Source organism: Anaerolineae bacterium (genome assembly GCA_016931895.1).
GTDB lineage: Bacteria > Chloroflexota > Anaerolineae > 4572-78 > J111 > JAFGNV01.
Map to the genome: position 1 here is coordinate 17,521 of JAFGDY010000097.1, position 21,611 is coordinate 39,131.

Below are 21,611 nucleotides of genomic sequence, written 5' to 3' on the forward strand. Positions count from 1 at the left end.
CTATTTGCTAAAGGCCACGGCAGCATAACCAACCACGCTGCTTTTATCTGGATGGACATTCCCACTGGTGGCATATTTGAGCAAGTGGCCCTGGGTTGCGCCTAAGGCTTTGGCGGCGTGAATAACCGTAGCCACCGGACCGGCCCCACAGGCTCCTTCACCACGTTGACAATTTTGGGCGTGCCGGGCCAGGCCGTCGGCGTCTAAATTGAGCATAAATTGGAGGGTGGTTTCATCCAGGCAGCGGGCGGTGGCGTCGTCAAAAAAGTGACTCAAATCACTACTGGCGACGAACAGGGTTGGGTTGAATTGTTTGGGATCAATTACTTTGACCAGAGCGTCGGCCAATTGGCGGCAGGTTGGCGGGGATGGATCGCCCATGATCAAGGGCACAAGGGTGAACTCTTGCAGGGTCATCTGCAAAAAAGGCAGTTCAATTTCCAGGGAGTGTTCGGCGTCGGTGGGCAGCCATTTGAGTTTGATTTCATTTTGCAGGGTTTGTAAAAAATCTCGGTTTACGGGAATGTCGCCCAGGGGGGTGCGCCAGGCGTCAACGTCCACGGTGGCAATCTGCCCCCAGGCTGCGCCCCGGTGATCGGGACCGATCAGGATAACGGTTTCAAAAATGCCAGGGGTCAGGCCGGCGAAAGCCGCTGCCGCCACGTGGCCGCTGAAACGATGCCCCGCGTGAGGAGCCACCAGACCCACGATCTCGCCGGGGTCAACTTCAGCCGGAGCGCCGTGCAGATAGCTTTGAATACTGTTGGCCAATTGGGGCGCATTGCCGCTGTACCACATTCCATCGGCAAAGCGCGGTTCCCGAATACGCAGTGCAGACATTTTTCACCTCCCAAAAATTGTTGAATATTTTAGCCTAAAATGCCCGACCAATACGACATCGCCAGCGACACCCCGCCGGACAACGTGACAATCGCCAGCGCCGGCATCCACCAGCGTTTGAGTAAAGAGGTGGTGTCTACCACGCGGGGGTTAAGCGTATACCGGTCAATGATGTCATAGCGGGGAGCCAAACCGTAACCCATAACAAAACCGGCCAGCAAACCGCCCAGGTGGGCCATGTTGTCAATGTTGCGAGCCGTAAAACCAAATATCACGTTGATCACAATGATCAAAATTGTGTTCATCATTCGTTGGCGGCCAAAATGGCCAAACGTTTCCCGGTGCAACAAAAAGAAGGCCAGGTTCATGCCAATCACGCCAAAAATGGCCCCGGAAGCCCCGGCAGAGAAAACCAATGGGCCGCGCCAGGCAAAACTGGCCAAACTGCCAAACAGTCCGGCCAGGATGTAAACGGTAATGAAACGATCTGGCCCGTAAAGCCGTTCCATCTCTACCCCAAAAATGAAAAGGGCGTAGGCGTTGAACAGCAGGTGCATTAAACCGATGTGGAGGAACATTGAGGTAAATAAACGCCACGTTTGGCCCTGCAAAATCAACACGCCAACGTTGGCCCCAAATGCAACTAACACGTCGCTATCCTGCGATCCCCCGGCCAGGCCCATGGCTAACCAAACCACGACGATGAGGCCGATCAAGATGTAGGTAAAAAAAGGTTTATGCAGCGGCAGCGGCAAAGAAGTTCCTGCTGACGACGGGGGAGTTCGGTTAATGTCTGACTGACTGGTCATAAGTTAATCTCTCTTTGTTTTACCCGGCACTTTTCGGCGGTAATGATAGCGGCGATGGTGCGACAGGTTTCGTTCAATTTGTCTTCCGCATTGATGACCAGGTAATCAAATAAATCAAGCCGTTTTAATTCCTCCCGCGCCGTGGCGATGCGTATTTTGAGCTGGTCGTTGGGGTCGGTTTGGCGCTGTTTAAGCCGCCGGATCAGGGCTTCTTCGGATTCGGCCGAGAGGTAGATGAGCACGGCCTCCGGCACCAACCGCCGGATGGTGGCCGCGCCTTGCACGTCAAGGCGCATGATCACGTCTTGGCCCGTAGCCAGGGCTTGGCGCACCTGTTGTTTGGGAATGCCTTTGTAATCGCCATAAACCAGGGCATATTCCAGCAGTTCGTCGTTTTCAATCATGTCGGCAAATTCATCTTTTGAAACAAAAAAGTAATCAACTCCCTCCACTTCGTCGGGGCGTTGGGGGCGGGTGGTGGCAGTGACCACAAAGTGAAAGGGGGAGCCGGATGCTTTGAGGCAGTTGATGGTGACATCTTTGCCCACTCCCGACGGCCCGGAGATGACGATGAGGAGGGGGTTTTGCTGATAATTGTACGGTTCAATGCGATGGCTCAAAGGACGCTCCCTAAAAAATTGTAAATGGTGAATTGTTAATGGTATAATACACCCATCAGCTTTTGTGCGCCAGAGAGGTGAATGATGCCCATTTATGAATATGGCTGTTACGACTGCCGCAAACGGGTCAATGTTTTTTTTCGCAGTTTTGCCGATGTTGAGACCAAAGAGGCGATCTGTCCCCGCTGCGGCGGCAGCAATCTAAAACGCCTCGTCTCCAAAGTGGCCTTTGTGCGGTCCGAAGAAAGCCGGTTGGAAAATCTGGCCAACCCCGGTAGTTTGGCCGGCCTGGATGAAAATGATCCCAAATCACTCGCTCGCTGGATGCGCAAGATGGGGAACGAGATGGGTGAAGATTTAGGCGATGAATTTAATGAGGTTGTTGACCGGCTAGAGGCGGGCGAGGACCCCGATTCGATTGAAAAATCAATGCCAGATTTGGGCGGCGCTGGCGCTGGCGGCGCAGATGACGATTGGTTTGGTTAAGGAATTAGTCTTATGCTCAAACTCGGTGTGGCCCCAAACTGAGCCGTTTAACGTTTGATGATTTTTCCCAACCGGCTGCAAATAAGCCGGTTGATTTCTTTTATAGAGGCCGTAGCCTCCACCACCAGCCAGCGTTCCGGCTTGGCCCGGGCCATTTCCAGGTAGCCCTGCCGTACTCGTTGATGAAAGGCCAATTCCAGCCGGTCCATCCGATTCCACTCGCCCTGGCCGGCGGTATTGGCCGAGGCTTTGCGTTTTAGTCCCTCCTCCACCTCCAAGTCAAGATAGATGGTCAAATCTGGCTTTAAACTTTGGGTGGCAAAATTGGTGATCACCCGCAGCGTGTCAAAATCCAGTTGGCGACCATAACCCTGGTAAGCATACGTGCTATCGGCATAGCGGTCGCACAAAACAATTTCCCCTTGGGCCAGGTGGGGTAAAATGATCTGCTCCACCAATTGGGCGCGGCTGGCCGAATAAAGCAGGATTTCAGCCCTGGCGGTCATTTCGGCGTTGCCAATGTTGTGCAATATCTCTCTAATTTGATCGCCAATGGCCGTGCCGCCTGGCTCGCGGGTGTGGTAAACCCGGTAGCCTTGCTGTTGCAAGTGGTCGCTCACTAACTCAATTTGGGTGCTTTTGCCTGAACCGTCGGGGCCTTCAAAGGTGATGAATAGACTCAAGATTTACCCCCGGCCGGCGCGTCCCGGTAAATGCGTACCCGCCGATTTGGCTCCCGGCCCAAACTGTGGGAAACCAGGTTGGCCTGGCGGGCCATCTGGTGTTGTTCGCGGCGAATATAGGCGCTTTGTGGCGACAACTCGATATTGCGAGCGCCCGACAAAACCCGGCGAATAGCATCTTGCGTTTCCCGGCGCACAATGGCCATAGGATCAATTTCCTCGGCGCTCAGGGCAAAAATGTCGGCCAGGCAGGACTCTATTTGCACCACCGTGTTAGAGCGAAGCACGTAAACCGGCGTGCCCAATCGTTCCGCTTCGGCTACAGGTTGGGGCCGTTTCCGATAGTAACTTTTGAGGGTCATCAAAACATCGGCCTGGTTCAGGTCGTCTACCAAAATAACGGGCAGTTGGAGCGACCTGGCCGCCTGTCGCAGCCGGTTTTGCCCCACGCCGTAGGCAAAGATTTTTTGGGGCGGCAATGTTTTGGTATCTTCAAATTCAGGCAAGCCCTGGGCGGCTCTTCTCCCCCTAAAATCTCCATAATCACCGCTAACGGTTTTAGCGGTTGATTTTTCCGGGCGCTCCAACGGCGGAGTCTCTATTTGGATTTCCCCCCCCTCATCACGATACCGAATTTCGGGCACGAGCGGCCTTAAACGCAGCAGCGTGTCTACGGCGCGGGCCACATCATAATGGACGGCAAAGGTATAGCGGTTCTGGATTTCCACCAGCACATCAAACGTAGGCGGCGCGCGGCGTTCTAAAACGGTTTTTTGGGTGCCACGCCGCCGGGCTTCTTCGTCTGAGAGGGTAACGCTGTCAATGCCCCCCACCAGGTCGGCCAGAGTGGGGTTCATGAGCAGATTTTCCAGGGTGATGCCGTGCGCGGTGCCCACCAACTGTACGCCGCGTTCGGCAATGGTGCGGGCGGCCTCGGCCTCCAGTTCGCGGCCAATTTCGTCAATAATGATCACTTCCGGCATGTGGTTTTCCACGGCCTCAATCATTACCTCGTGTTGCAGGCTGGGTTTGGCCACTTGCATGCGCCGGGCGCGGCCAATGGCCGGATGGGGGATGTCGCCATCGCCGGCGATTTCGTTGGAGGTGTCTACAATGATCACCCGCTTTGTTTCGGCCAGCACGCGGGCTGCTTCACGCAGCAGGGTGGTTTTGCCCACCCCCGGCGGGCCAAGCAGTAACAGGCTCTTGCCCGATTCCAAAATATCCTGAACAATGTCAACTGTGCCAAAAACCGCCCGGCCGACCCGGCAAGTCAAGCCAACAATTTCCCCCTGCCGGTTACGGATACCCGAAATGCGATGCAGGGTCCGTTCGATCCCGGCCCGATTGTCGCCCATAAATTGGCCAATCCGCTGGATCACATAGTCAATGTCGGCCTGGGTGATCTCCTGTTCGCTCAAGATCATTTCCCGGTCAATAAAGCGGGCTTCGGGCTGCCGGCCCAGGTCCATGATGATCTCGATGAGTTTTTCCCCCTCATTAACCTTATCCAGCACTGCTCTGATGTAAGGCGGCAGCACCCCTAAGAGCGCATCCAGGTCGTCGGTTATCTTTACCTGGTGCAGGGGTTCGTTTTTGATTTCAATTGGGTTTGACATTGGTTGCGTTTCCAAATTAGGGCCTATGTTGCGGTACGGGTCGTGGCTCCATGCTTTCGGCGTGAGAGATGGCCGGTGTGGCGGCGCTTTCCGATGAGCTTTCCAGGCCCGGGATTAAGGCCGGTGATTTATCTCGAACCCGCACCACCATTGGTTTAACTACCAACGTTTGGGTAGTCAGCGGCACAAAACCCAAATCCGTCAGCACCGAGCGCCAGCCGATTTCATATTGTCTGACCGCAAAATAGACAGGCAAATGAGGGTTTTTGTTGCCGGTCAGGTTCAAGGCTGCTTTGGCCAGGGCTTTAGCCTGGTCTATGGCCTCTGGATGCAACAAGGTTCTCATCCAGTAGCCCCGCTTGCCCGTGCGCAGGTGCAGAGCGCCCAGCAGTTCGCCGTTTTCTTCCCACACGTAACCGTTTTGACATCCCGGTTCGCCCCAGCGTTGTTGGGGCAAGGCCCATAATCCCTGGCCCAATCCTTCAATATTTTGCACCGGGCGGGGTGTTACGGTGGCATATAATTGTTGCAGCCCCCAGCCATCGCTGGCCTGCTGCGGACGCAAGCTTATGTTTGTTTCAAGGGCCGTTCCGGGGGGTGTTGGGTTAAATTGGTAGATGTCTTCCTGGCTATATTTGATGAAACCAATATTTTTAAACAGATGGAACTCTTCGCTGTCTACGGGTAGGCTGGCGTAAAGCCGAAAGCAGCCGCGTTCTGCCGTTTGTACGCATAGGTGGGTAAGCAGCCGTTGCCAGATGGCGTGATTGCCGTTGCCGGTCTCAAGCGCGGGCGACATAAACACTACATCGCGGTCAGGGCGGCCTGGTCGCGTGCGTATTTGGGCCAATCCCAGCAGCCGGCCGTTTTCATCTTGTTGGTCAAGAATGAAGGTTGAAGGGCCTGTGCGGGGAAAAAAGAGGCTATTAATCAGCACCGAGCGTAGCAAAGAACGCGGGTGAGTCAACTGCTCTTCAATGTTTAAAGGCGTCCCCACCTGCTGTAGGCGCGTCACAAGTTTTGCGTCGCGCAAATTAAAGGGTCTTATCAAGGCTCAATACCCGGTTAAGGGCCACTGCTTTGGGGGCAGGGCGCTTTTTTTGATAACCTTAGTTGATTAAGGTATTGTACTCAGGATAAGAGGGGTTGGCAAGTAGAGTTTAATGCTCATTTGCAGTGTGACCGCCCCAACCTTAACTTTACTTAACATTGTTCGCCAAATCAGCCGTTTATTGGTATACTGGTAACAGACTCCCATATTCTCCGTAAAGTGTCAGGCGAGAGAGTCGCCAAACTGTATTTGGAGGCAGGTTATGGCCCTGGTCACTGTTTCAGCAGATAAGCATTATCTGGTCAACCCGCACGGCGGGCCTTTTTTTGCCATTGGCGTTAATTATTCCGGCTATTTTGATCGCGCCTGGAAGATGTGGGAAACTGGACTATACGACCCCACTTTGATTGCCCGCGATTTTCGTAAAGCTCAACAGAGCGGTTTTAATACCGTCCGCCTTTTTGCTCACGCCGCCCTTTTGGAGGAGATTCGCCGGGATAAGTTTGACAAATTGGACCAAACCTTATCCATTGCCCAAGACCATCACTTATTGGTGCTGCTCACGCTCAACGACGCCCATGCCCTTAATCTGGAACGAGTGGGCCAATTGGACGCCAAAATTGCCGCGCGTTACCGGGATGTGCCTACGCTTTGCGCTTACGACTTGGAAAATGAGCCGGTCTTTTATAACCTGGTGGCTGCCGTGTATCCAGAGGCGTATCGCCCACCGGTGCATACCGGCCAATTGATTGACCACTACGGCGAGCGAGTTGGCCCCGCCGAAGCGCTTGAGTTGCAGCGCCAGCGGCGCATCCCCGGCCACCTGGACGAAGAAACCGCCTACTATTACATCAACGCCCTGCGCATCTTCCTGGAATATGATGCTGCCGTAAACACCTTTGTGAAGCAGGGGCAAGGTACGCTGATAGACTTTATGCTCTCAGATGATTCCAGGCCCTGGTATCCGCTTATCAGTGTGCTGGATGGAACCGTGGAAAAATGGCTCCAGGCCCGCCTTGAGCCTATCCGGGCCACGGGCTGCCGGCAGTTGTTGACCGTGGGTTGGAATTGGCTCCACTTTGCCGGGCTGCCGGCTAATCGGCTCCTCGATTTTCAGGCTTACCATAACTATACCCCGCTCTCGATGCACGGCTTCAATACCAATATTGCTCACTTAGAGGGTCTGCGGCGAGCCTTTCCCCACCAGCCTATCATTTTTGGCGAATTTGGCTGGAGCAACCAAAGTGGGACCACGTCTTCCGGCAGCCGTCCGGTGCCGGCCGAGTATACCGCCCTTTACGAAGCCGCCACGCTGGCTTTTTTGCGAGCCAATGAATTTGCCGGGGGCTTCAAATGGATGCTCAACGACGTAGCGAGCACGGACAATCCTTATGAAGCCAGCTTTGGCGTTTTCAGCGTTGGCGACCAGGCCAAACCTGTCCGCAATCTGGTGCAGCGTTTTAGCGCGGAATGGCTCCCGGTTGGCCAGGAAGGCGACTTTATCCATCTCCGCGAAGTGGAGACCGGTCTGGCTTATCGTTTTGACCTGCCGCCCCACATCACGCTTGGCGGCCAAAATTATCAGGATGATAACCTTAGCTGGCAAGCGGAAAACGCCGATCACTGTTTTATTAATATAGACCATCAACAACTATTGATTGACGCGCAGCAGGCCGGGCGTCTCTCCCTTGCCCCCTGGGATTTAGCGCCCGGCTGGAATCGAGCCAGGGAAACTGAAGTATACCGGGTATTTAGCCAGCAGCATCGCACGCGCCAACAGACCTTTGCCGCGGGGGAGAGCGTGGTGCTCGACGTCCAGCCCGGCGCTCAATATGCTGTGGTGATGGGCGTCGAAACGCCTCTTTATTCCCCACCCGGCGATACCGTTGAGATACAACCCCAGCCGGGTGAGCACGTGGTGCTTTTTGGTGATTTTGAGAACTATTTACATGCCGCCCTCAAGTATTTGAAACGTTTTATCCCCGATTTTACTTTTGTGGCAGACCAGGTGGCCGGGCGCTGGCCTTACGTAACGGTGGTCGCTTCGCCGGAACAAATTTCGGATGAGGTTCTGGACAACATTCGCGGTTTGGGCGCAGTGCTGGTTGAGCGGGTGGCGGCCGATACCCCGGCGGCCACGGAAACAAAATTAAATGAAATGGCCCAACAGGGCCGCCGCTTTCTCACTGCCGTTGTCCCGCCCCAAGAGGAACCCCCCGCCCAACCCGAAGAGCCTACCCCTGGTCCCGATGGGACAGGCGATACCTACGTTGTCCAACCCGGCGATACGCTGAGCAAAATTGCCCAGCAAATATACGGCGACTATCGTCTCTGGCGGCTCATTTTTGAAGCCAATCAAGACAAAATTTCCGATCCCGGCCTGATCCGGGTGGGAATGGAATTGCGCCTGCCGGAGAGGGGATAAAGGAAAACCTAAATGTCCAAAACACCTACCTACACAAACCCCCAGCGCCCTACTGCTGAAAGAGTGGCCGACTTGTTGAGCCGGATGACCCTGGCCGAAAAAATCGGCCAGATGTGCCAACTGGATGGCCGGCAGAACGCCGAAGCATTGCTGCAAGAAAAACACATCGGCTCGTTCTTGCACATCATTGGCGAAAAAACTAATGAACTGCAAAAACTGGCTGAACAAACCCGGCTCGGCATCCCCCTTATTTTTGGCATTGATGCTATTCACGGCCACTGCTTTTGGCCCACCGCTACGGTTTTTCCCACGCAGTTAGCAATGGCCTGTTCTTGGAATCCGGACCTGGTCGAGAAAATGGGTCAAATTACAGCCAGAGAGGCCAGCTATACCGGCATGCACTGGACATTCTCGCCGGAGTTGGATGTGGCGCGCGACCTGCGCTGGGGCCGCATTGACGAAACCTTTGGCGAAGACCCCTTCCTGGTAGGCATGTTGGGCCGGGCGCTGGTGCGCGGTTACCAGGGGCAAAACCTGGCCGACCCCGAAACCATTTTGGCCTGTCCCAAACACTACGCCGGTTACTCCTGCACTCAGGGCGGGCGCGACGCCTCCGAAGCCGACCTATCGCAACGCCACATGCGTTCCATCTTCTTGCGGCCCTTCCACGAGGCAGTCAAGGCCGGCTGCGCCACTATTATGGCCGGCTACCAGTCCATTGACGGCGTGCCCTGCACGGCCAATCATTGGTTGCTGACCGAGGTGCTAAAAAAGGAGTGGGGCTTTGCTGGCTTTGTAGTGACGGATTGGAACAATATCGGCCAGATGTACCTGAACCAAAAAGTCTGCGCCACCCTGGCCGAAGCCGTGCAAAAGGCTGTGGCCGCGGGCAATGACATGATGATGAGTACGCCCGCATTTCCCGATATTGCCTTAAAACTGGCCCAAAGTGGGGCGTTGGACCTGGCCCAAATTGATGAAGCCTGCCGCCGCATTTTGCGCCTCAAATTTGAGTTGGGCTTGTTTGACCAGAACCGCTACGCTAACCTGGAGAAAGGTCGGGAAATTATTGGTTGCGCCGAGCATCGGCAGGCGGCCCTGGAGAGCGCCTACCAGTCAATAGTTTTGCTCAAAAATCAGGATAATCTGCTGCCCCTGGCTAATGACCTCAAACGTATCGCCGTGATTGGCCCCAATGCAGATGACGTCATTGCCCAACTTGGTGATTGGGTCTTTTTGGGCGTCATGGAAAGTATTATGTCGGGCAACCAGGAAAAATTTCTAGAAGCGCTTGAGCGAGAAAATGTGGTCACTGTTTTAGAGGGAATCCGGCAGCGAGCCGGAGCAGCCTCTCGCGTGGACTATTGCCGGGGCTGTGATGTCATCAAACCGGACACTTCAGAAATTGCAGTAGCAGTGGAACTGGCCCGCCAGGCCGAAGTAGCGATTGTGGTGGTGGGCGATACCCTTTCCCAAAACGGCGAGGTGCGCGACCGGGCCAATCTTGATTTGAGCGGCGGCCAACAGCAGCTTTTGCAGTCCGTTCATGCCACCGGCACGCCGTTGGTAGTAGTCCTCATCAACGGCAAACCATTGAGTATCCCCTGGGTGGCGGAGCATGCTCACGCTGTTGTGGAAGCCTGGAATCCCGGTTTGGCCGGCGGCACCGCCGTTGCGGGCCTTCTTTTTGGCGACCGCAATCCCGGCGGCAAACTGGCTATCTCCTTCCCCTATCACGTTGGCCAGCAGCCGGTTTATTACAACCAGATTCCGGGCTGGCACACCCATCGTTATGTTGACATGCCGCCGGAGCCGCTGTTTGCCTTTGGCTATGGCTTAAGCTACACCAGCTTTGCCTATGCCAATCTGAAACTTGGGGCCAAAGAGTTGGCCCCAGGCCAGAACCTCCAGGTTGAAATTGAGGTGCGGAATACCGGCCGGCGCGCCGGCGTCGAAATCGTCCAGCTTTATCTTAACGACGTTTATAGTTCGGTGACCACGCCCGTGAAAGAACTCAAAGCCTTTGCCCGGGTTGACCTGCAACCCGGCGAAAAAAAGACCATTTTGCTGGAAGTGCCCTACCAACATCTGGCCCTGGTCAATCAATACCTGGAAACCGTGGTAGAGCCGGGCGAATTTGAGGTGATGGTGGGCGGTTCCTCCCGCGACCAGGATTTGCTCAAAGACACGTTTGCCGTGGTCGCTTAAAAGGTGATGGTTCCCGGATGAATTAATGAGTGTGGGGGTGATTCGAGTCAAAGGATATGTCTATTGTCACGCTCAACCCGGCCAAAGCCGGTTTTCTGGACCCGTCTGGTCAACCTCTCTGGATTCACGGGGTAAACTACGAGGGCTTTTATGACCGCGCCTGGGCCATGTGGCGGCCCGACCTGTACGACCCCGGCCTCATTGCCCACGATTTTCAAAAAGCCCGGGCCAGCGGCTTCAATTCGGTGCGCTTCTTTGTGCAAAAAGAGAACCTTGATGAAGTCAACAACGGCAATTTTACCCGCTTTGATACCGTTTTTAATTTGGCCCGCGAGCATGGCCTATACGTGCTGCTTACCTTTAACGATTATCACAGTCCGCACTTGGCCGACGTGGGCCGTTTTAATAGTAAAATTGTGACGCATTTTAAAGGCAACCCGATTGTATTGGGCTGGGATTTGGAAAATGAGCCGCGCCTTTATAACTTGCTCGTCGCCACTTATCCCGACCAACTGCCGCCCTTATTGACATCCGCCTTGGTTGATGCTTATGGTGAATTGGTTTCGCGGGCCGAGATGGGCAGCCGCAATATTCCTGGCCTGTTGCGTGACAAACCCGACCTGGCCTATTATTACGTGAACGCGGTAGAGGCTTACGTGCGTTACAGCGGCGAAGCCTCGGCCTACCATGGCACCTTGATAGACTACATGCGGGCGCCCGAAGCTCAACCGTGGCAGCCTTTTCTGCAATTGCTTGATCAGACCATTGCCGCCTGGCTCAAACCGCAACTTGAACCGATGAAAGCGGCCGACCCCACCCGGCTTTTTACCATCGGCTGGAACTGGCCGATTTTGGCGGCGCTGCCCGCCAATCGGATGCTTGATTTTCACCAGATTCACCAGTACGGTAACGTTGGCTACGACACTCTGCAAACCATCCTGGCTATGCTTCGTTCCCTGCGAGATACGTTTCCCGATATGCCCGTGATGATGGGCGAGTATGGTTATTCCACGGATGAAAGTAAAAAAGCTGAAACATCGCGCCCGGTTGACCCCCGGATCGTGGCCTTACATGAAGCGGCCACGCTCTGTTTTTTGCGGGCCGAGGGTTTGGCCGGAGGGCATAAATGGATGCTCAACGACGTGCGGGCCGCGCCCAATCCTTTTGAAGCCGGGCTGGGCCTTTACGCCAACGGCGACTTGGCCAAACCCTCTCAACGGATGTTTGCCCACCTGGCCACCCTCTGGCGCAATAACCAGAACCCCGGCCAACTGGCCCTTCAACCCGACGAACGCAGCCTGATCCGGTTTGTCTATCGAACGGCTACCGGGGGTTTGGCCGGCGGAAGCGGTTCATCCCAGGCCGGCTTAAATTGGCAAACACCTTATCCAGCCCATCTTTTTCTCACCTGGTTGGCGGACGGCCAAACGCGCCTGGAAAGCGACGCGGCCATGGACCTTGAGTTTGCTCCGTCTGACGTTGTGCCTGATTGGCCTGACAACCAGGGAGCCAGCGTTTATCGCTTGTACAGCAACACCTTCAACCCTGAAGGCGCCTGGCCGGCCGGTCAGCAGATACCGATCTCCCTGCAAGATAATTTCCCCCGCCTGGTAACGCCATTGGCATAACGGCCAATTTGAGGTAAAATCCTCCTAAATTCCATAACGAAAAAGAGATACCAGACCATGAATAACAGTGTATTTGATATTCTCCAAGAACGCGGTTTCATCGCCCAGGTTACAGACGAGGAAGCCGTGCGGAGAGAACTGGCAGAGAAAAAAATAACCTTTTACATTGGCTTTGACGGCACCGCCGACAGCCTGCATGTTGGCAACCTGGTGACCATTATGGCTATGCTGCACATGCAGCGGGCCGGTCATCGGCCCATTGGCCTGGTGGGGGGCGGCACCACCATGGTGGGCGACCCCAGCGGCAAAACCGAAATGCGCAAGATGCTAACGGAAGAGGAAATTCAGGCCAATGTGGATAAATTGCACGCGCAACTCAATCATTATCTGCATTTTGATGAGGGCCGGGCCATTGCCGAGAACAATGCCGGCTGGCTGTTGAGCCTGAACTATATCAAATTTTTGCGGGATATTGGCCGCCATTTTAGCGTTAATCGCATGCTGGCTGCCGAAGCTTACAAGCAGCGCCTGGAAAAAGGGTTGAGTTTTATTGAATTCAATTATCAACTGTTGCAAGCCTATGATTATTTGATCCTTTACCAGCGATACGGCTGCACCATGCAGATGGGCGGCGACGACCAGTGGGGCAACCTGCTGGCCGGGGTTGACCTCATTCGCCGCGTTGAAGGGGCAACGGTGCATGCGATGACCTACCCTCTGTTGACGACGGCCAGCGGCGCCAAAATGGGCAAAACGGCGGCCGGGGCGGTGTGGTTGGATGCTAATAAACTCAGCCCTTATGACTACTACCAGTACTGGATTAATTGCGACGACCGCGATATTGAAAAACTGCTTAAAGTTTTTACTTTTTTGCCGATGACGGAAATCAAACGTTTGGCCGCTCTGTCCGGAGCCGAATTGCGGGAAGCCAAACAAATTTTGGCCTACGAAGCCACTGCCATCACCCACGGCCAGGCCGAGGCTCGCGCGGCTCAACAAGCCGCTCAGGCCGCCTTTGCCCAGGGGGGTGATTTAGAAGCGATGCCGACCACCCTGGTGTCGCCGGCCAGGCTGCAAGGCGGTATTGGCGTTTTGGAGATTTTTGCCGAGGTTGGTCTGGCCCACTCTCGCGGCGAGGCCCGGCGGATGTTGCAGCAGGGCGGGGTTTATGTGAATGATCAGCGAATAGAGCAGGTTGAGACAGTTCTCACTCCCGATGATTTGACCGATGGCGGGATTTTGTTACGGGCCGGGAAAAAGAAATATCACCGTTTGGCGCTTGAGGAAAGTTAAGGCTAAAGGGTGATTAGGCCTAAATAAAAATTGCCCTGGGAGGTTCCAGGGCAATCGCATTTAGAGAGGGAGAGTGAACAACGAGGAGCGTATACCGCCTGTTACCCACATTTATACCCAACTCTTTGTGTTTTGTCAAGGGGGAAAATTCGAAACAGGGTTATTAATGATGCCTCCAAAATCTTCTCCTGGCCCCGGCCGTTTCTCCCGCCGATATTGGCTGCGGCTGGTCGTTTTTCTGTCCGTTACCCTGGCTGTGGCCTTGCTGGGCTTGTTGATTTATTTTATAAATCTCCAGGTTAAAGTTTTTGTAACCCCTCACCGAAATGCCAACATTGGTTCGCCCACAGAGATCAGTTCAATTTATGAAGATATTACCCTGACCACGGCCGACGGTTTAAAAATATCGGCCTGGTATATCCCTGGTTCAAAACCCGGTGGCTTGGTGCTGGCGCATGGCATTGACGCCAATCGCTCGGCGTTAGTGCCGGAGGCAAAAATATTGGCTGAGGCCGGGTATCATTTGTTGATGCTTGATTTGCGGGCGCACGGCCGCAGCGAAGGAGAAATAGCTACTTATGGTTATCGGGAAGCCTGGGATGTGCAGGCCGCCGTGGATTATCTGGCGGCTGCGCCGGAGGTGGAACAGATTGGGGCCTTGGGTACCTCGTTTGGCGGGGCGGCGGTAGTCCGGGCTGCCGCCGCAGACGAGCGGATTAAGGCGGTGGTGATTGAAAGCAGTTACAGTAGTTTAGCGGAGGCGGTTGACGATGCTTTTGCAGACCTTTCCATCTTTCCCCAGTGGCCCTTTGCGCCGCTGCTGGTCAGTTTGGCGGAACGAAGGGTTGGCCTGGAAATCACCCAGGTCAATTCAGCCCGCGACCTGGCTTCCCTCTCCCCTCGCGCAGTGTTGATTATTCATGGAGCGCACGATCCTCTTTTTCCCCTGCATCACGCGCAGAAAATGTACGAGTCGGCCCAAGAGCCAAAGCAGTTGTGGATCATTGAGGACATGGGGCATGATAATCCCGCCTTGGGCCGGGAGGAGGAATACAGGCAGCGAGTGGTCACATTTTTTGACACAGTTTTTGCGGATCAGTGATAATCCTTGCCTTTTAAAGGCCCCAAAAATCAGGGCGCCCAGGCCGGATAGTGTTCATTAACTGTAGGCGTGTCGGTGAATTGAGTCCACTCGCTTTTGGGGATCTCGCCGGAAGCGCCGGTAGGAGCGGGGATGGTGTAAATATCCCAATTGCCGCCGCCGTTGTAGGCAAAGGCAATCGTCCGACCATCGGGCGACCAGGCCGGTTCGCGTTCGTCAGCCGGGTCATTGGTCAACCGGGTCACTCCGCCATCGGTCACGCTAACAAGGTATAGATTCCAGTTCCCGTCGCGGTCGGAGCCAAAGGCCAATCGGTGCCCGTCAGCCGACCAGGTGGCAGGCCAATCGGCTGCCGGATTATCGGTGAGGCGCTGTTGGTTGCTGCCGTCAATATTCATTACGTAAATTTCCACGTTGCCATCCCGATCAGACACAAAAGCGATTTTGCGGCCGTCGGGCGACCAGACCGGCCATTCGTCGTAGCCCCGGCTGGTGGTCAGTTTTTGCAGATTGCCACCGTCAGCATCCATCATGTAAATGTCAACGTTGCCGTCTCGCCCGGAACTGAAAGCTATTTTATGTCCGTCCGGCGACCAAGAGGGTTGCGTATCATAAGCGGCCGCTTTGGTCAGGTTGAGCGGTTGGCTGCCATCGGCGTTGGCCGTGTAAATCTCGTAGTTGTTATCGCGCTTGGAAGTGAAAAGTATCCGGTCTCCCTGCGGCGACCAACTCAGACCGCTGTCGGGAACGATGCTGCCGGCTGTTTCCAGGGAAGTGCTTGCTGTGTCGCCCAATGGATTTAGAGCCACCAATTGACCGGCTACAAAGGATAATCCTTGGGCGGCGGGACGGGTCGGGGGTTGTTCAACAAGGGCCGCAGGGGGCGTTTCCTTGGCCGTGGGTTGGGGGATGAGGTTTGGGGTTTGCGTAGGCGTTTTGGTTGAGGTTACGGTGAGGGTTGGCGGTTCCTGGGTAGGCGTCGAAGTGTTTGTAGCCGGAATGGTTGCCGCAGGCGTATCTGTTGGAATCAGGGTAGGTGGTTCGGTGGGCGGCAGGGTAGGCGTAGCCGAGGCTGGGGGGGCAACGGTTGGGGAAGATGTTGCTGAAGGTGTTGCGGTGGGCGCCGGGGCTATGCTTTCCTCTGGGGTGGCTGTATCTGGCAAACCGGCGGCGATGCTGGTGGGCGAAGCGACTGTTGTAGCCGCCACTTCTTCTTCGCCAACCGGGCCGTAGATAACGGCCAGCATGGCCACAATGGAGGCAATAATCAATAATAATCCCAATAAGATAAAACCAAAACGGCCAATATAGGTGGGGCTGTAGCGGCCAACGGGCGAGCCAAAGCCGCCTTTGGCGGTGGGTGCAATCGTGGCCGGTTCTGCCGCGGCCAGGGTTTCTTCTTGGTCGGAAACAGCTACCTGCGTTTCTGTTTTTTTGTTAATTGTATCCCAAAGCGACACGGGTTCCTCCTGTTCAAGGACGGTCACGGCAAGCGGTATCTGCGCCGGTATTGCGGCTGCGGGCATTGGGGCGGGGATGGCCGCCGGAGTTTTAGCGGGCGGCGGTTCAAGCGGCAGGTTGATGTAAAAGGTAGAGCCAACGCCCAAAACACTGGTGACCCACATGTGCCCCCCGTGCAATTCAACCAGGCCCTTGCTGATGGCCAGGCCCAGGCCGGTGCCCTGGCGTTGTTTAGCCAGGGTGCCGCTGCCGCGCCCAAATTCCTGGAAAACCAGCTCCATTTCCTCACGGTGCATGCCAATGCCGGTGTCGGAGACAAAAATGAGCAGTTCTTTGGCGTTCAACTCGGCTTGCACTTCAATGATGCCCTGGTCGGTGTATTTGACCGCGTTGTTCAAAACGTATAACAAGACTTGCCGGATACGTACCGGGTCCAGTTTGAGCTTGGGTAAATTCTCTGGTACCTGGCAGCGTATTTCTAAGTTCTTCCCCCGGGCCAGGCCGCGCGTGGTGCTGACCACTTCATTAATCAGGTGGGTAATGTCAACCTCCTGGTAGTTCAGGGCAACTCGCTCGTTTTTGAGTTGGGCCATATCTTCCAGGTTGACCACCAGGTTGTTGAGATGATAGATTCTTTGCCATACTTTTTCCAGCAAACCGGCCTGCTCGTTGGGGGAAGCGCTCTCGCCGATCTGATCAACCAGTCGCTCCAACTCTTCCACCGATGTATCCAGTTCATTAATGGCGCCCTTGATGAGTTGGTGAAGCCCCTGGCTTTTTTGTAAGGCCAGTTGGTGGGCTTGATGGGCTTCGCCCCGGCCGGTCAATAATTGTTGTTTGAGTTCTTCGGTTCTGGCCTGAAGTTCGGTAATTTTGTCCTGAGCTTCCATCATTTCCAGAGTGCGCTCGCGGAGCAGCTTTCTGCTTTCTAATAGGTGTTCGCCCAACTTTTCTATATGGCGTCTCCCTTCAATCACCAGGAGCAAAGCTACAATAATCAGGCTAAAAGGGGGTAAAAGGGTGATGAAAACCGCGCCCGATAGTTGCTGCGTCAGGGCCACCACCAGCACAATCATCACCACGGCCAGCAGGCCGATGAGGATAGTGGCCAGCGGATTTAAAAGCAACCCCGCAATGATAATAATGGGGATAAAAAGATAGGGGATAAAACCAACGACGCTGGACTGGAGAAATATAGCGGTAGCAATGCCAAACAGTTCCAGCACCAATATGTAAACAGCAACCACAAGCCGGCTAACTCGCCGCAGGCCAAAGGCCACCAGGGCCACAATCATCAAGGCAATGGCGCGGAAAAACCAGGGCGACGAAAACCCGCCGATGACTAGGCTGCTCAAGGCCGTAATCAGACCCACCAGAATCAGGCCAAAAACAATCCGATCAAACAACATCTCCCGCATCTGTCGTGTTTCGTCGTTCATTGAAGGTTTCTCCTTTGGTTGTGCCATCTCCGCCTGGCTCAACAGAGAATGAGAACAGCCAATTAGAGATACGTCAGCACGCTTTATGGCGTCAGCGACCTGGCCCGGTTTAATTGTGGTTGTTAAAGAACAAAATGGGAGTATCACTACCTTAAGAAAGATTACCACACTTGTTGAGTCAAAATCAATAGTCAAAAGGTTAGGGGTAGGAAATATCAGGCCTCTAAAAAACGACATGTTTGTGGGGTTGACACCATAGGACGATGGTGTAAACTAAAAGATATAAGCGTTGTTCTGGACAATATCAAGAGGATGAGCCATGAAAAATTCCTCTGTTTCTCGTTTTGGCAGGCGATACACCGAATCCGAAGAGATTGGGGCTGGGGGAGGAGGCCGGGTTTATAAGGCTTATGATACGGTGCGGGCGGAATATGTGGCGGTGAAAGAGTTGAGCCGGCGCCACGTGGACTCGTCTGCGGCTGTGCTCCGGTTCAAAAATGAGTTCCGCATCATGTCGGAATTTCAGCACCCCAATATGGTGCGGGTGTTTGAGTTTGGCCTGAGCCACGATAATATCCCCTTTATGACCATGGAATTTGTGCCTGGCCACAATTTATCGGCGCTGGCCAACCCTTCGGTGAAACAGGTGGTTGACATCTTGAGCCAGGTTTGCCAAACGCTGGCCGTGATTCATTCGCGGTTGTATGCCCATCGAGACCTGAAGCCCAGCAATATCAAACTTTTAGACGACGGCTCCATTAAACTGCTTGATTACGGGCTAATGAGCCAGTTGGGCATTCCGGCCCCCGGCAAAATTTCGGGCACGGTGTATTATTTGGCCCCGGAAGTTATTGTAGGGGGCGTTATTGATGAAAGCACCGACCTTTATTCCCTGGGCGTGATTGGTTACGAACTTTTGACCGGCGCCCGGCCTTTCACTGGCAACAGCGCAGAAATCTTACAAGGTCATCTCAAACAAAACCCGCCTGCCCCCATGACCCTTCGCCCCGATGTTCCCCCCTCTCTAAATAGCCTGGTGTTGAAACTGTTGGCCAAAGACAAACAGCAGCGTTATCGGAACAGCGCCGCTGTTTTGGAGGATTTACAGCTCATTAGCGGTAAGGGTGGGCTGATTGAAACAACGGGCCAAAAATATGGTTACTTATATAGCCGTAAATTAGTGGGTCGCACCAAAGAAATTGAATATTACCAAAAATGTCTCCGGCAATTAAACCAGGGCCAAAGTACCTCCTTATTTATTGGCGCGCCGGCCGGAATGGGTAAAACAAGATTGCTCAATGAGATGAGAACCCTGGCCGAACTGGAGGGAGTGTCGCCGCTCTATCTCGGTGGCCAGCGGGCGGATGACCGCGTTTATGGTTGGACGGCCGGGTTGTTGCGGCAATTAGCCTCGCTTTCAACAGAACAAGAAATCCGCCAGTATGGTCAGGCCCTGGCCCGGGTTTCCGGTGAACTTCAGGGACCTGCGCCGGGTAATGGTAATGGCCAGCCGCTTTCTGACGAAAAAATCGTGGTGGCTGTGATCGCCTGGTTTGGGGCTGTTACTCAAAGAACACCCCTTATCTTGTTTCTTGACAACCTGCACTGGCTGGATTTAAAAAGCGGGCGGGTTTTGAACGAGTTGATTCGTAACCAAAACAAGCTCAGGATAGCCGTTGTTGGCGCTTTCAGAAATGACGAAGTGGAGAAAACATCGCCGCTCTGGCACACGCTTGAAGAAGGGTTGACCGAGTATCTGGAGTTGGCCCCCTTAACCGAACCCCTGGCCCGCACTTTGCTGGAGCAACTCCTTTATCCAACGGCCATCTCCGCCGAATTTTCAACCTATATTTTCAACAACAGCGGCGGCAATGTTTTTGATGTATTGGAACTTTTACGGTATATGATTACCGCAGGACACCTGACCAAATCAGGCGGCCAATGGCAGGAGCCGGTGAATCTTGACACCCTTTCGCTGCCTAAAACGTTGGCCGATCGGTTGGCGCGCCGCCTGGATAAGCTGAGTGACGAGGCCAGCTTACTGGCCGACGCAGCCTCTATCCTGGGTGACGAACTGAATCTGGAAAGCTGGCAGGCTGTTTCAAGTTATGCCGAGGACACCTTTTTCCGGGCTATTGATGATTTGCTGGCGCAGCAAATTGTGATCAAAACCAACGGCGATTATCAATTTGGGCACGACCGTATCCGGCACATCCTGTACAAAAACTTGTCAAAAGCACAGAAAAAGGATTATCATTTACGGGCGGCCAAGTTTTTTGAGGAGAAATTGCCGGAAAGCCAGCGCCGGCTTGTGCCTACCATTGCCCGGCATTTTGTGGCGGCGGAGTCCGGGGTTCAAGCAATTGACTATTCCCTGCAAACCGCCCGGGCCGCCGAGCAGAATGGAGCGGAATGGGAAGCCTTTGCCCATTACCAAAACGCTGCCCGTTTTTTGGAAACAGAGCCTACTTACCCAAACCGGCACGTCCTGTTATTGGAGATTTACGAAAAGGCTGCCCAATTCAGCAGCGCCGCCTGGATTGACGCGGCTACCTGCCTTAAATGGTTGCAACAGGCCATTGAATTTTATGCCCAAGAGCAGAACAGAGAGAAGGTATTTGACCTATCCCTGGCTTATATTGTTACCTGCGCCATTACCAGCAACTACCAGGCGGCTCGTTACAAAATTGCGGCAGTGCTTCAGACTGGGCAGGTGGCCGCCGGGACAACGGCCTGGGCTATTTTGCATGGCGCAGGTGTTTGCCTGGTGGATTGGTACCAGGGTTATCAAAATGATTGTTTGGCGCATGCCGTGGCGGCCATTGATATTTTTGAAGCGCAACTGGAAACACTGCCGGCAGAGGTGTGGCCGGCCTATTCCTGGGCCTTGTTCTGGCGCGATAAAGCCAGGGCTTACCTGGGCCAGCCCATTGACATGGCCAATATCGAAAAAATCCACCAATTGATGGTTGAAGGCAAATCGGACCAGACCATTTACTGGCATACCTTAACCGCAGTGGGGGCCAGGGCCGCTTTTACCGGCCGCTGGGCCGATTTGCTGGCCTGGAAACAATTGGCTTCCCAATTATCCCGGGAAATGGGCAAAATCTACTGGTTTGAGTGTTGGATTTCTCATTCTTACCTCTACGGCGCGCTTCAACATGGCGAATTGGCCCAATTAAAAAACCATATCGAAAGAGTCCGGGCCAGTCCCGACCCCTATCAGGTGCGTTTGGCTTATCTATTCCAGGGCCGGTTAGACCTGATCCAGGGCCAGTACCAGGCCGCCGAAAAAAGCTTTCAACAGTTCCTCTGGTTGGAGGAAGAGAGCCAGGATAATTCTTACCTGGAAGGGTTTATTTACCTGGCCAAAACATACCTGGCCACCGGCCAGCTCGACCAGGCCGGGAGGTATATTGAGCAGGGCGTGCCGTTAGCCGTCGCCGGAAATTATGAAAACCCCTTGTACCAACTTCAAATTTGGCTATTAAAGGCTGAATGGGCCATGGCCAAAGCCAATTATATCCAGGCAACCCAATACCTGGCCCTCAGTTTGGTGCTGGCCGAGTGGCTGGATAACCCTATCCAGACCGCTTTTATTCAGAAGATGTGGGGCGAGTTATGCCTTCGGCAAAAGGATTTTGAGCAGGCCAGGCAGCGGTTAGGCCAGGCCAGCGCTATTTTTCTATCGCTGGATAATAAATATCAGGCCGGACAGGTGGTCAAAATTCTGGAGTCTTTGCCCCACCCGCCCTCCCTGGCTCCCAAACCGGCCAAAACTCTAGACAACCGTCAATTTACTGAAACCGGCTCAGAAGAAGGAAGCGATATCCGGTTAGAAGATAAGGTTATGGCTAAACTCAAAGAGTTAGCCAGAAAAACTCAACCTAAAGCCACAAGTAAGCCGTTAGAAGAAACGGACACGGAGATATAGGGGGCTATTCAAA

14 protein-coding genes are annotated in these 21,611 nt (G+C 54.2%); 7 read left to right on the forward strand and 7 right to left on the reverse strand.

Going from position 1 to position 21,611, the window contains the following annotated elements:
• Genes amrB through JW953_07530 form a run of 3 tightly spaced genes read right to left on the reverse strand, consistent with a single transcriptional unit; the run spans position 1 to position 2,269 of the window.
• Entirely contained in the window at positions 1-840 is an 840-nt protein-coding gene (amrB, locus tag JW953_07520; protein ID MBN1992540.1) for an AmmeMemoRadiSam system protein B, read from the reverse strand.
• Positions 841-869: 29 nt separating this feature from the next.
• Complete coding sequence (locus JW953_07525) at positions 870-1,649, reverse strand: rhomboid family intramembrane serine protease (GenBank protein MBN1992541.1); 780 nt, start codon at positions 1,647-1,649, stop codon at positions 870-872.
• On the reverse strand, positions 1,646-2,269 hold the full coding sequence (locus JW953_07530; GenBank protein ID MBN1992542.1) for a guanylate kinase: 624 nt from the start codon (positions 2,267-2,269) through the stop codon (positions 1,646-1,648). The genes JW953_07525 and JW953_07530 overlap by 4 nt, the downstream gene beginning before the upstream one ends.
• 84 nt (positions 2,270-2,353) lie before the next feature.
• Here JW953_07530 and JW953_07535 point away from each other — a divergent pair, with 84 nt between their 5' ends.
• Positions 2,354-2,755, forward strand: a complete 402-nt coding sequence (locus tag JW953_07535) for a zinc ribbon domain-containing protein (GenBank protein MBN1992543.1) — start codon at positions 2,354-2,356, stop codon at positions 2,753-2,755.
• A gap of 47 nt (positions 2,756-2,802) precedes the next feature.
• Here the strand turns inward: JW953_07535 and JW953_07540 are convergent, their stop codons facing one another.
• From JW953_07540 to JW953_07550, 3 genes are read right to left on the reverse strand one after another with little or no spacing between them, the layout of a single operon-like run.
• Complete coding sequence (locus tag JW953_07540; protein ID MBN1992544.1) at positions 2,803-3,441, reverse strand: dTMP kinase; 639 nt, start codon at positions 3,439-3,441, stop codon at positions 2,803-2,805.
• Entirely contained in the window at positions 3,435-5,057 is a 1,623-nt protein-coding gene (locus tag JW953_07545) for an AAA family ATPase (protein ID MBN1992545.1), read from the reverse strand. The genes JW953_07540 and JW953_07545 overlap by 7 nt, the downstream gene beginning before the upstream one ends.
• Positions 5,058-5,073: 16 nt before the next feature.
• Complete coding sequence (locus tag JW953_07550) at positions 5,074-6,072, reverse strand: hypothetical protein (GenBank protein ID MBN1992546.1); 999 nt, start codon at positions 6,070-6,072, stop codon at positions 5,074-5,076.
• Between the two features lie 298 nt (positions 6,073-6,370).
• On the opposite strand from JW953_07550, the gene JW953_07555 reads away from it, so the two are divergent.
• The 5 genes from JW953_07555 (at position 6,371) to JW953_07575 (ending at position 14,764) form a co-directional block, all read left to right on the forward strand.
• Positions 6,371-8,533: a LysM peptidoglycan-binding domain-containing protein gene (locus JW953_07555; protein ID MBN1992547.1), complete on the forward strand. Its 2,163-nt coding sequence runs from the start codon at positions 6,371-6,373 to the stop codon at positions 8,531-8,533.
• A gap of 12 nt (positions 8,534-8,545) precedes the next feature.
• Complete coding sequence (locus JW953_07560; protein ID MBN1992548.1) at positions 8,546-10,741, forward strand: glycoside hydrolase family 3 C-terminal domain-containing protein; 2,196 nt, start codon at positions 8,546-8,548, stop codon at positions 10,739-10,741.
• 56 nt (positions 10,742-10,797) lie between these two features.
• Positions 10,798-12,369: a cellulase family glycosylhydrolase gene (locus JW953_07565; protein ID MBN1992549.1), complete on the forward strand. Its 1,572-nt coding sequence runs from the start codon at positions 10,798-10,800 to the stop codon at positions 12,367-12,369.
• 57 nt (positions 12,370-12,426) lie between these two features.
• Positions 12,427-13,662: a tyrosine--tRNA ligase gene (locus JW953_07570; protein MBN1992550.1), complete on the forward strand. Its 1,236-nt coding sequence runs from the start codon at positions 12,427-12,429 to the stop codon at positions 13,660-13,662.
• A gap of 166 nt (positions 13,663-13,828) precedes the next feature.
• Positions 13,829-14,764: an alpha/beta fold hydrolase gene (locus JW953_07575; protein MBN1992551.1), complete on the forward strand. Its 936-nt coding sequence runs from the start codon at positions 13,829-13,831 to the stop codon at positions 14,762-14,764.
• Between the two features lie 29 nt (positions 14,765-14,793).
• Here the strand turns inward: JW953_07575 and JW953_07580 are convergent, their stop codons facing one another.
• Positions 14,794-17,664, reverse strand: coding sequence for a PD40 domain-containing protein (locus JW953_07580; GenBank protein MBN1992552.1), 2,871 nt, complete (start codon positions 17,662-17,664; stop codon positions 14,794-14,796).
• A 319-nt stretch (positions 17,665-17,983) separates the two neighbouring features.
• Between JW953_07580 and JW953_07585 the strand changes: the two genes are divergently transcribed.
• Positions 17,984-21,598 (forward strand): protein kinase, encoded by a 3,615-nt coding sequence (locus JW953_07585; protein MBN1992553.1) that lies wholly within the window; start codon positions 17,984-17,986, stop codon positions 21,596-21,598.
• The last annotated feature ends 13 nt before the right edge of the window (positions 21,599-21,611 follow it).